11 protein-coding genes are annotated in these 12098 nt (G+C 49.0%); 1 reads left to right on the top strand and 10 read right to left on the bottom strand.

What is annotated here, in order from left to right; genetic code table 11:
- Positions 1-21 precede the first annotated feature (21 nt).
- From G4551_RS10495 to G4551_RS10510, 4 genes are read right to left on the bottom strand one after another with little or no spacing between them, the layout of a single operon-like run.
- Positions 22-315, bottom strand: coding sequence for a ferredoxin family protein (locus tag G4551_RS10495; protein WP_003836621.1), 294 nt, complete (start codon positions 313-315; stop codon positions 22-24).
- A complete protein-coding gene (locus tag G4551_RS10500; protein ID WP_003836619.1) occupies positions 312-1601 on the bottom strand; it encodes an FAD-dependent oxidoreductase in 1290 nt (429 codons plus the stop codon). Before G4551_RS10500 ends, G4551_RS10495 begins: the two co-directional genes overlap by 4 nt.
- 57 nt (positions 1602-1658) lie before the next feature.
- On the bottom strand, positions 1659-2594 hold the full coding sequence (locus tag G4551_RS10505; protein ID WP_003836617.1) for an electron transfer flavoprotein subunit alpha: 936 nt from the start codon (positions 2592-2594) through the stop codon (positions 1659-1661).
- Positions 2595-2615: 21 nt separating this feature from the next.
- On the bottom strand, positions 2616-3380 hold the full coding sequence (locus tag G4551_RS10510) for an electron transfer flavoprotein (RefSeq protein WP_003836614.1): 765 nt from the start codon (positions 3378-3380) through the stop codon (positions 2616-2618).
- Positions 3381-3854: 474 nt separating this feature from the next.
- Here G4551_RS10510 and G4551_RS10515 point away from each other — a divergent pair, with 474 nt between their 5' ends.
- Positions 3855-4745 (top strand): AraC family transcriptional regulator, encoded by an 891-nt coding sequence (locus tag G4551_RS10515; protein ID WP_003836612.1) that lies wholly within the window; start codon positions 3855-3857, stop codon positions 4743-4745.
- Positions 4746-4799: 54 nt separating this feature from the next.
- Here G4551_RS10515 and G4551_RS10520 read toward each other — a convergent pair whose 3' ends face one another.
- From G4551_RS10520 to G4551_RS10545, 6 genes are all read right to left on the bottom strand, one after another.
- Entirely contained in the window at positions 4800-5951 is a 1152-nt protein-coding gene (locus tag G4551_RS10520; protein WP_003836610.1) for an acyl-CoA dehydrogenase, read from the bottom strand.
- Between the two features lie 13 nt (positions 5952-5964).
- A complete protein-coding gene (locus tag G4551_RS10525; protein WP_003836608.1) occupies positions 5965-7560 on the bottom strand; it encodes an acyl CoA:acetate/3-ketoacid CoA transferase in 1596 nt (531 codons plus the stop codon).
- Positions 7561-7715: 155 nt separating this feature from the next.
- The gene (gene aroD / locus G4551_RS10530; RefSeq protein WP_003836605.1) at positions 7716-8474 is read right to left on the bottom strand and encodes a type I 3-dehydroquinate dehydratase; all 759 of its coding nucleotides are present in this window, start codon (positions 8472-8474) and stop codon (positions 7716-7718) included.
- A gap of 36 nt (positions 8475-8510) precedes the next feature.
- Entirely contained in the window at positions 8511-9377 is an 867-nt protein-coding gene (gene ydiB / locus G4551_RS10535) for a quinate/shikimate dehydrogenase (RefSeq protein WP_003836604.1), read from the bottom strand.
- Between the two features lie 21 nt (positions 9378-9398).
- Positions 9399-10634 (bottom strand): MFS transporter, encoded by a 1236-nt coding sequence (locus tag G4551_RS10540; RefSeq protein WP_003836601.1) that lies wholly within the window; start codon positions 10632-10634, stop codon positions 9399-9401.
- Positions 10635-10875: 241 nt separating this feature from the next.
- Positions 10876-12096, bottom strand: coding sequence for an MFS transporter (locus G4551_RS10545; RefSeq protein ID WP_003836599.1), 1221 nt, complete (start codon positions 12094-12096; stop codon positions 10876-10878).
- Between the last annotated feature and the right edge of the window lie 2 nt (positions 12097-12098).

Consider the following 12098-nt stretch of genomic DNA (forward strand, 5'->3'; position numbering starts at 1 on the left):
GTGTACTACAGGTAAAATCCGTTAGCCGTAGCGAAAATCAATGCCAAATGTTCCGACCGGATATTCCCATTGGTCGAGGATCGTGTCGCCGCACAGTACTCGACACGTTCCGCACTCCAGGCAACCAGCAGAATCAAAATGAATGTTTCCACTCTCGTCCTGCTTATAGAGCCCGGCGGGGCAGGCTTTCAGCAGCTTGCGAAATTCATTAAGGTCTGGATGTTCGGCCAGGATGATGTGCGGGTGGCCTTCATCGACATTGAATTTATTGACGCCCAGTTTGACGTCAACGTTAACAGTATTGTCCTGACTCATAGTGCAGTTGCCCCCTTGATACCGTCTTTCAGTAAGTTCATCAGTCCGATTTGTTTGGCATGGGACATAATCATCTTGCGAACCGGTTGATTTGGACGTCCGTCAACGGTGAACATATCGCTCATGATGTCGGCCACCATACGCGGATACTGGGTGAACAAACGTGGGTTTTCCATCAACGCCGGGATCTTGCGAAAATGTTGTAAATCACGCATCACACAGCCTTGTTCAAGCGCGCGTTTGTAGTCCATCAGGCTGCTGGCAGAGAAATCCTGTCGTTCTTTTGCTGCAATGGCTGTTTGGGCAGCGGCTTCTGCGGAAGCGATGGCCAAATCCATACCTCGCACCGTGAAACCCAGGTTCAAACAGAAACCGGCGGCATCACCGACGATCATCACACCGTCATCGACCAGCTTTGGAACCATTGCCAGACCGCCTTCCGGCACCATATGCGCGGAATATTCCAGTAATTCACCACCGGCAATCAATGGTCGAATAGTTGGATGTTGCTTAAAGTCTTCCAGCATTTGTGGAATACTTTTTGTGGCATGGGCAATATCCCCCAGACCACACACCAGCCCCAGAGAGATGGAGTCCTGGTTGGTATACAAAAAACCTCCTCCCATCAATCCATCAGACGGTGAGCCTGCAAACAGCCAGGCCGCGCCCTCATTACCTGAAAGGTTGAAGCGATCTGCAATGACTGCTGGAGGTAAGCCGATCAGCTCTTTTACGCCAACGGCATAGTGATGTGCAGAAGAGGGAGGAACCATCCCCAGGGACCGCCCCAGCATAGAGTTGACGCCATCGGCCAGGATGACAATATTGGCTTCCAGGATATCGTCACCGGCCTGGACTCCGGTGACCTTATTACCTTCGCGGATCAGAGCATCGACGCGCACACCGGGGATGAACTGCACGCCAGCTTGTTCCGCTTTTTCCATTAGCCATGGGTCAAGTCTGTTGCGCAAAACGGTATACGAATCCTGCGTTGGTGCGTCAGCTTTTTCACGATGGAAATCGAGAGTGACGGCGCTTTCTTCGGTCAGAAAGGAGATTTTTTCGCGGGTGACTTTACGCTCGAGCGGCGCCTCCTGCGCGAACCCTGGCATGATGCGCTCAAGGCTATGCGCGTAGAGTCTTCCGCCGGTCATATTTTTACTGCCTGCACTGTTTCCGCGCTCAATGACCAGCACGTCCAGTCCGGACAGAGCCATAACGTAGCCTGCAACCGTACCCGCCACGCCAGCACCGACCACAATGGCATCAAATTTTTCATCTGACATGCTTTATGCTCCCTTCCCGCTGCAAGGGCAGCGGGAGATGTGCGTTAAATGGGGGGATTAGCGGCTGAGATGTTCGATAAGGGCCGGAACAACTTTGTAGATGTCGCCTACCAGGCCGTAATCGGCATAATTGAAAATAGGGGCTTTCTTGTCTTTGTTGATAGCAACAATGACTTTCGCGCCGTTACCACCGACCATATGCTGAATTTGTCCTGAAATGCCCAACGTCAGATAAAGGTCTGACTTCAGTAACACACCAGAAACGCCAATGTAGCGTTCGCGCTCCATCCAGTTTTCGCCTTCGGCGATCGGGCGCGAGCAGCCCACTTCTGCCCCCAGTACCGATGCCAACTGATGCACCATCTCCAGATCGTGTTGCGCAACCAGGCCGCGACCCACGCCAACCACACGTTTGGCTTTACTGAGGTCCACGCTGCTCACGGATTTAGCGCGACGTTCCTGGCACATAATTTCATGAAGCGGTGCGATGTAAGCTGCTGGGACAACAGGGCAGTTGTGCGAGGCGTTTTCCGCTACAGGTTCAAGCAGGCCAGGGGCAAGAGTGATAATTGCCAGCGCGCTTTTGATTTTTTCTTTGCCGAATGCCAGCCCACCATACATTCGGTGCTCTGCGAACACTGTGCCATCCTCAAGAGTCACCGATATTGCGTCGTTCACCATCGCGGCATTGAGTTGGATGCTTAACCGTGCCCCAAGTGATTTCGCGCGCTTTGTGGCTGACATCAACAGCATTCCGGCGTGTTCTTGCATCAGCGCCGCGATGGTTTCGGCGTAATTTTCTACACGCTGTAAACCGGAGGGGGCTTCGAGCACGATTATTTCATCGGCACCCAGAGGTTTAACCTGATTAGCCTGTTCGCTGCCTTGTACAATAAGATGGACATGCTCACCCCACTGACGTGCGCCGGTCATTAATTCTGCGTAGCGTTCTACGTTATCGCTGAACACCCATACGTTAGCTAATTTACTCATGACAATTTCTCTCCGTTGAGCTTAGTTCAGGGCTTTTTTAAGGTGTTCAGCCAGTTCGGCAATGGCTTCAGCCGAGTCATTTTCCAGAATGATGTGCTTACGTTCTGTTTGTGGCGGTACAGTGAGGCTTACCAGTTCCGCTAACGGTGACGCAGGCGTCCAGCCAATATTGCTGGCTTGCCATGGTGTGACGGGCTTTTTACCCGCGCCGAGAATGGCTTTCATTGAGGGAATACGCGGCGTGTTGATATCCGAGGTTACGCAGAGTACGGCGGGGAGCGGCAGGTCGATCACTTCAACCTCGTCTTCCAGCACGCGCTCAACCACAATGCGGTCGCCGTTACGTTGGATGTTGCTGACGGCGTTAATCACCGGGAGTTGCAACTGTTCGCCAACCAGTAAGCCAACCTGTTGGGCATAGATATCCCCCGATCCTTCTCCGAACAGCATCAGGTCGAAATTCATATTTTTGGCCGCGCAGGCCAGCGCTTGAGCGGTGTCGCGGGGCAATGAATGCTCCAATTGCGGATCCTGCACCATGAACAAACTGTCCGGTCCACGTGACAGCACGTCTTTACGCACTTTGGAATTTTGCAGTAGCGATCCGCCCACGGTTAAAGCGACGATTTCATCACCCTCCGCACTCAGTTGCGCCGCGGCCTCAATCGCATTCAGATCAAACTGGCTGATTTTGGCATCGGCCCGGTCAAAGTTAAGCGAATGCTGTGGGGTAACAACAATGTCCTGTTCTTCAGGCACCAACTTAAAGCAGGTTATTATTTTCATGGCATCTCCAGTCATCCACAGTAGGGAAAATTAACTGAAAATAGTTTGCGGCAGAGAGGGGACAGTTTTCGACGGGGCAATCTGTTTTCATTCCCAACAATCTTGCAAAAAAAAGTGCTGCGGGAATGCTTGTTTTATAAACGAGAGCTCGGCCTTGTGTACTGAAGAGAAAAAAGAGCAAACAAACCAGGGAAGGATAATTGCGAAATGCATCATGTTTTTTATCGTTTTTACGCTTAAATTGTTTCTGATATGTAAATTGTTAATGTTGAATTAATAACATTTATTCTTTTCGTTTTTTATCAAACGGAAATAAACGTGGAAAACAACGCAATGAGGCAGGAGGTATCATCTTGCAGTCGACGCAAATAATTTTGTTTCGCCAGCAAGGAATAACGTTGTATAACGTTATTATCGTTTTCACTTTTCGATATTCATTATTCACAAAATTACTGCCTTTAGGTGGAGGTTGTCATGTATCAACGCTGCTTTGATAATGCCATTGAGACCCTTTTTGAGCAGGGGAAAACGCCGAGATTTTCCCGATTCGTCATTAGCGATGATCCTAACTGGGAGTCCGGACATCATGTTCATGATAATGAAACGGAGCTTATCTATGTTAAAAAGGGGGTTGCAAGATTAATCATCGACTCTTCGCTGTATGTCGCGCATGCCGGGGACATTGTGGTGATTGAGCAAGGGCGATTGCATGCGGTTGCATCTGATAGCAGCGCACCTGCTACCACTTACACCTGCGCACTCTACGGTTTCCGGTTTAACAGTTGGCAGGACAATCAGCTATTGCAGATGCACTCGTGTCCGGTCATTAGCGTCAGCCAGGGTAAAGAGGTTATTAAGAGTATTTTTAATGAGCTGGGGGTGATGCTCCCGCAGAGCAAGAACAACCTGACGTCTTCCGCTTATGACGCATTCGCGTATGCATTAACCGTGTTATATTACGAAAACTTTAAAAATGCTTACCGCTCTGAACAGGGATATATTAAAAAAGATGTCTTAATTAAAGATGTATTGGTCTATTTAAATAACAACTTCCGCGAAAAAATTACTCTCGAACAGTTATCTAAAAAATTCCGCGCCAGCGTGAGCTATATCTGCCATGAATTTACCCGCGAGTATCGTATATCACCCATCAATTATGTTATTCAACGGCGAATGACAGAAGCGAAATTTTCCCTGACCAATACGGAGGCCTCGTTGGCGGAAATTTCGTGGCGGGTAGGGTATGAAAACGTCGATCATTTTGCCAAACTTTTTCAGCGGCATGTGGGGTGTACGCCCAGCGATTATCGTAAGCAGTTTAAAAATAACCTTGCTGAGCAGGAATGCTTGATGCCTGAAGTTTGATTCTCCCGCACCGTCCCGGATAGCGTATCTGCGCTATCCGGTCAGTTATACCGCTTACTTATTCTGATAATCCTTTAGGATTTGGCGACCGGCGACGTAAATCATGATTTCATCGGTACCACCGCCAATGCGCTCACAGCGGACATCGCGCCAGAATCGGGATACGCGTGCTTCATCGGTGTAACCCAGTCCGCCCATGATCTGAATTGCGTCGTCAATCACTTCCATTGCCGTACGTGCACAATACAGTTTTGCCAGTGCCGCACTGGTTCGCAGCGACTGTTCCTGATCGGCCTGCCAGGCGACCTTCAGCACCATATTGCGCATGTTTTCAATTTTGATTGCCATCAGCGCCAGTTTTTCCTGGATCATCTGGTTATGACCGATCGGCTTACCAAATGCGATGCGCTGGTTAGCGTAGCGGGCGGCATCTTCGAAGGCGCATTCGGCAAAACCCGTGCTGCGCGCGGCGTTGATCAGGCGTTCCATTTCGAAGTTGTACATTACGTTGAGGAAGCCCATGCCTTCTTCGCCGACCATATCGCTTTCGTCCACTTCAACGTCATCAAGATAGACTTCGCAGGTGCTTAACATGTGCCAGCCGATTTTATGCAGCGGGTTAACCTTAATGCCCGGTTTCTTAGAATCCACCCACCACAACGTAAAGGCTTTCTTCGGATCTTTCGGCTCCGGGTCGCGAGCCAGTACCAGCATGTATGGATACTCTTTAGCTCCAGTGATAAACGTTTTTTGCCCGTTGAGATACACCTTGCCATTTTTGCGGGTGTAGCTGGTGGTGGCACTATTATTATCGGAGCCTGCTCCCGGCTCGGTTAATGCCAGCGCATACGCCGGATCGCCCGTTTCCATGGTGCTTTCTGCTGTTTTACGCAGCTGCTCGGCGGAGCCAAAACGTCGCATGCTGTGGATGCACTGACCGTTAGTGATCAAAAAAGCGGGCGCGCCACATTTTGACACTTCCATCAGCGCCAGCATCTGGGTGACGTAATCAGCCGGTATGCCGCCAAACTCTTCCGGAACGCCCAGCATCGAAATGCCGTTGTCCGCAAGGGCTCGCATAAATTCCTTCGGATAAGTCGCCGTCTGATCGCAGGTACGGAAATACTCCTCCGGGAAATTGCTGGTAATCAGCTCACGAATGCTGGCAAGCAACAGTTCTTGTTCTTCAGTTAATGAAAAGTCCATCAGGGTACTCCTTTTAATTGGCTGCGTCGGGTAATACAAAGCCCATCGAGGCATCGATAAATAATCTTTCGTCCATCAATTTCAGGTCTGGGGAAATAATCGGTGTGAAATCCATTTTGTCCAGGATGTCTTCCTGTAAAGAGACTCCCGGTGCAATTTCGATTAAATGAAGACCATCTGCTTTTAACGTAAATACAGCGCGTTCAGTGATGTAACGCACATCAAGTCCACGTTCGAGGGCAATTTTTCCGCTGAAAGTCACTTCAGGTAATTCATTAACGAATTTTTTCACCCGACCTTCCTGCACGATATTTAACTTACCGTCCGCAACTTCCGTTTTCAGACTTCCGGCAGTTAACGTGCCGCAGAAAATAATTTTTTTGGAAGTGGCGCTAATATCGATAAAACCGCCGGTACCCATGATTTTGCCATTGAATTTGTGTACGCCGACGTTGCCGTGGCGATCCACTTCGGCAAAACTTAAATAGCACACATCCAGCCCGCCACCGTGATAGAAGTCAAACTGGGACGTCATATCCAGAATGGCGCGAGTGTTGACGTTGGCACCGAAAGCAATGCCTTGAGAGGTGATGCCGCCAATCGGACCCGTTTCGACTGTCAGAATAAAATCGTCAGCACAGCCTTCTTCGCGCGCGACGAGACCAATGCCATCGGCAATACCTACGCCAACGTTGCCGACCGCACCTTTGCGCATTTCAAACAGGGCGCGTCGGGCCACCAGTTTACGCTGATTGAGCGGCAGGGCAGTTTGTTGGCTGTCATCGAGCACAAAATCGCCAGAGATAAAGCGGTTAACCGGCGCACCACCGTACAGTTGCGTTTGGTCGGGGTCGATGACCACAATATCGACCAGATAGCCGGGAATACGTACCGACTTCGGATGCAAAGTGGCTTTCTTCACCATTTTTTGCACCTGCATCATAACGATGCCGCCGTTATTGTGTACGGCCTGGGCAATCACCAGCGCATCAAGATACATAACTTCATCTTCAAAGGTGGCATAGCCTTCGCTGTCACAGGTGGTGGCGCGAATAAAGGCGATGTTTGGCGCAATGGCTTTGTAATACAGGTACTCTTTGTTATCAATTTCCACCAATTTGATCAGATCTTCGGTGGTCACTTCATTCAGCTTACCGCCCTGTTGGCGAGGGTCAACAAATGTACCGATGCCGATATCACTGAGGATCCCAGGCTGGTGGGCTGCCGATGCACGCAGGGTTTGGGTTAATACGCCCTGAGGATAGTTATAGGCGGCAATTTTATTTTGTTCCGCCAAGTCGGAGATTCGTGGTGATTGTCCCCAGTGTCCGCATAATGCCCATTTGACTAAGCCTTCCTGTGCCAGCGGGCTAATTCCCCGGTCGGCACGGTCACCCAGACCTGTAGGGCTAATCAACGCTAGATTTCGTGGTGACTGAGAGTTTTTATATTTTTCAGCCAGCGCGTTAATTAATGTTGTTGCTTCGAGAATACCGCCACCTGCACCTAATACACAAAGAGTTGCTTCATCAGGAATATAATTAACTGCATCTGCTGCGGATAATACGGGTACCCGACCATCTATACGATTTGGTATTGAAAATTTCATGTGAACTCCAGATTATATGCGTGCGACTACCTGTCGCTATATTCGACAATAATATTGTGAGTTATTTAATAACGTTTAATCATCGGCCAGATATCCGTGGTTAGACGAATATCTGGGGTAGGGCATTACTGATATTAATATGGATATATCTGTAATTAAGCCTGATGCAATATTGTCAATACAGTACGCAGGTCGGTGACCGAAATTTGTCCTGGGGCGGAGGCTTTTTTTACTGCCCCAAAGGTTGCCGCTGAACCGAAAACTTCACCAGACAGACGTGAAATCACCCCTGTTTTAGCCATCGACATGGTGATTATCGGGCGATCGGCATAGCGTTCTTGCATTTCCAGCGTGGCGCTAAGCAGCGTCAGAACATCCGCTTTATTTTGCGGCATCAAGGCAATTTTGGGGATGTCTGCGCCTAGTTCCTGCATTTTACGCAGGCGCTGGACAATCTCTTCTGCAGCTGGTGTCTTATGAAAATCGTGATTGGACATAATCACAAAGACATTTTTCGCGTGCGCATGCTCGACGGTCGCTTTGACCAGTTCGTCTCCGGTAAACAGTTCCAGATCGATCATATCCACCAGACCGCTGTCTACCGCCGCGCGGTTAAGTGCAATATAGTTTTCGACAGACAGTGCCTGTTCACCGCCTTCTTTGGCGCTGCGGAAGGTGAAAAGTAGCGGTTTGTCCGCTATCACATCGCGGATGGCGCGAGCCGCTTCCAGCACGGCATCTGTGGAAGAGACATCGCCGAAATGGTCAACGCGCCATTCCAGAATGTCGAAATCCGCTTCGCGATAGGCCAGCGCTTCGCTTTTTACCGTTGCGATGTCTATACCCATCAGCGACACAATGATCTTCGGCGCACCATCGCCAATAACGAGATTTCTTACGGTTACGGTTTTCATTGATTACCCTTTAACTATTCTACAAATGCTTGCCCGTCAGGCGGCAAAACCCATAACCTGTTTCACATACTCCAGCGGGAAATCTTTCCCGGTCCAGAGCTTGAACTGTTCAGCCCCTTGCCATAACAACATGCCGTAACCATCAATTGTTTTGCAACCAGCACTTTGTGCCTGCTGCAATAATTTGGTCATATGCGGGTTGTAGACGCATTCGGTTACCAGCAGTTCCGGACGTAGCAGGGAAGCGTCGGTCACGAGAGATTCATTTTCCAGCGGCTTCATGCCGACTTTTGTTCCGTTGGTTAAAATATCCGCGCTGGCAAGTGCGTCAGCAAAAGCCTGACGATCGGCGAGATCGATAACAGTGACCACGCAGTCGGTGTTTTCATTGACGCGTTTGGCAAACTCCTGCGCTTTGGCAAAAAACTCATCCTGGCGGTTAAAGAGTTTAATTTCTTTGATGCCTTCAATCGCTGCCTGTGCACCAATGGCTGTCGACGCACCGCCTGCGCCCAACAGTACCATGGTTTTACCTTTGATATCGAAACCACTTTCCTTAATTGCACGAATATGACCCGTGCCATCGGTATTGTAACCACGCAGGTAACCATCATCATTGACGATAGTATTAATTGCACCGACCAGTTTGGCGGCAGGTGTTAATTCATCAACATATTCACATGCTAGCTGCTTGTTGGGCATTGAGACCCCTGTACCACGCATCTTTAAGGCCTTCAGCCCGGCAATTGCATTAGCAAACGTTGAGTTATCGACTTCAAATGCCATATAAGTGAATGGCAATCCCGCTTTTTCTAATGCCTTATTTTGCATTTCAGGCGACAGACTGTGTCTGATAGGGTAGGCCATCAATCCAATTAGTTCATATTTAGCAGTTACGTCCATTTGATACTCCTTCTAAACAATTTATTGAAAATAACGTTCGCCCAACCGCACATCATTTTTGGGGATATCAAATACGCGGTAGTAACGAATAAAGACGATGATGGCGGTGATGAAGGCCAGCAGAGCAAATGCAAAGTCCAGCAAAATGATGTACTGCAGACCAATGTTAGAGAGGTATCCGGTGATTAATGGGATAATAAAGTTGGCTACGCCACCCATCATCATATAAATACTGGTGACTTTGGCTTTGCTCTTGGGAAAGAATTCAGACATCACCGAGACACCGAGCTGTAAAATACCGCCAGCGGCAGAGAATCCAATGAGAAATGAACCGACGTTACACACCAGCGGAGAGGGATATAAGTAGATGACGGCTGCGGTGATGGTTGCCAGCCCGGCGTTAAACACATTTGCCCAAATAGGCCGAACCCATTTTTTTAACAGAGCGGCAAAAATAAATACGCAGACCAATGATCCCATACTGTAGTAAGAGATTGTCTTCAGTGCGTCAGATTCTGCCATGCCGGCAAAGGCCATCGCATATTTTGGCATCCAGACCACGATGACGTAAAAAGTCGAAAAGGCAGCAACACCAAACATGACGGATGCCACACCTTCCAGCCAGACCAACGGTTTACTGTTCATCTGTGGCAGATCTTTCGCGATGCCAGCATCCACCATCTGGCCAGGGAAGCGACTTCTTAGCAGCATCAAGGTAATGACGACAAACAACGCACCCGGGATAATGACCGCATAACCGTACCAGATATGGTTGAGCAGCATGGTGCTGACGACGATGGGGTAGATCATCTGCCCAAACGAGACCATAGCTTTCACCAGGATAACGGCTGAGCCAGAGGCTTTAGGGAAGCATTCCATTAACGCCGGGTACCCGCCGGTATCCAGTGCCGAGTTTGCCACGCCAACGCAAACGGCCAGAATAAAGGCAATCATCAGATTAGGGCTGGCGGGAATACCGAAGAAGAACAGTATATAAAGAATAGCGCCTAACAGAATGATAGCCCGACGACCAAATTTATCTGAGAGCACGCCAAAGAATAAGATGCTCACCAGTCGCCCCAGACCAATGCCTGAAATCAAATAGGCAATTCCTGCATTGTCGGTGGAAAACTTTTCTGCAAGAGAGGTCATATTTTGCGCCAGTGTAATGACGCTAATGCCGTGTAGGAAATAACTTAAATAAATACAGATTATCGCCAAAAGAAATGGCGTATTAAAGGTCTTGCTTTGAGACATTTTCACAACTCCTTGCGGATTTTAAAATTGTTCTGTGCTCGTCGATATTGTTTAAATTGCGGCGACCTTGTAATTAATATACTGGGCGGCAGCCACAGAACCTACATAGCATGGCGTTTAAGTTACCAGGTATATTGCATAACACACTGTGAAATCGAACTCTGCCGGCCGGTGTTTTGCTGATGTTTTAAAACTGAAGTCAATTATTTTGCAGAAGAGGGGAACAATATTGCATCCACGCTTATTTTACGGCTTGTATCATCTTTAGCTGATGTTTTGACGTGATGTGGCTGCGATAACCAATAAACAACGCCAACAGGAATCCAACAGCGGCTATGCCAGTATCAAACCACATGATGTGAGCAATACTGGTTTCAGAGAGTTTTGCTGTTATCAATGGAATGGTGAAGGTCGCAATGCTGCCCGCGCTGTAGTAAATACCGGTCGCTTTGCCCTTCGCATGCGGAAAGCGTGCGGCCATCAGCGTTAAACCGATTTGCACAACGCCCCCTGCGGAAGAAAAACCGATGACAAACGCAAAGATAATGACAACGATAGGTGTCGGATGCAGACAAACCATCAGCAGTGCGACAAATGAGATAAACGTATACAGCATCAGCATCGATGTCGCGCGTTCTGCTTTTCGCGCCAGCGGGGCGGTGATCAGCACGCACAGTAGAGAGCCGCAGGTATAAATGCTTAACAGTTTGATAGATAACGTATAGGGCATTCCGGCGACAAACTGTCCGTATTGCGCCAGCCACTGGCTTACCAGGTAAAATGTCGCCATTGCGATGTAGCCGTACAGGGTGTAACTGGCAAGGTCGAGCAGGGAGCAACGATGTTCAGGTTGTCCGGTTTCCCGTTCAGCCGGTTGAGCCCGGATGACGGTATGAGGCCCGGGATGTGGCGGAAACCGACAGCGAAATAAAAACACACCGTTGAGTATCATAACGGCTGCCGCCAGCAGGAAGGACCAGCCAAACCAAAGTTCGGCCCATACCAGCAGACTGATAATCATTGGCAGCAGGAACTGACCGCTGGAGACGAAGGCTTTTATCAAAATATTGGCCGTGCTGGGTGAGCGGGGGAATGCCTCCATCAGGCTGGGATAGGTTCCGGCATCGAGAAAACTGTTTGCCATTCCCGCTAAAAAACCAAAAGCATAGGCAAGAAAAATACTGTGAGTATTTATGATGCCAATAAAGAAAATCAGGTAGCAGGTCATACCAAGGATAATAAATGGTCTGCGACCATAGCTATCGGAAAGCATCCCTGCTACTAATAAAACGCTTAAGCGGCCGATACCGAGTGAGGAAATAACAATCGAGACGCCCGCGGTATTGGTTTGCCACTGTTGTTCCAGTGAAGACATATTGAGGCTCATCAGAATGACCCCCATGCCGTGCACCAGGTAATTTAGGTACAGCCCTATCGCAGTGGAGAAATAGGTGTTTTTCATAA

The sequence above is a fragment of the Citrobacter freundii ATCC 8090 = MTCC 1658 = NBRC 12681 genome, assembly GCF_011064845.1.
Taxonomy (GTDB): domain Bacteria; phylum Pseudomonadota; class Gammaproteobacteria; order Enterobacterales; family Enterobacteriaceae; genus Citrobacter; species Citrobacter freundii.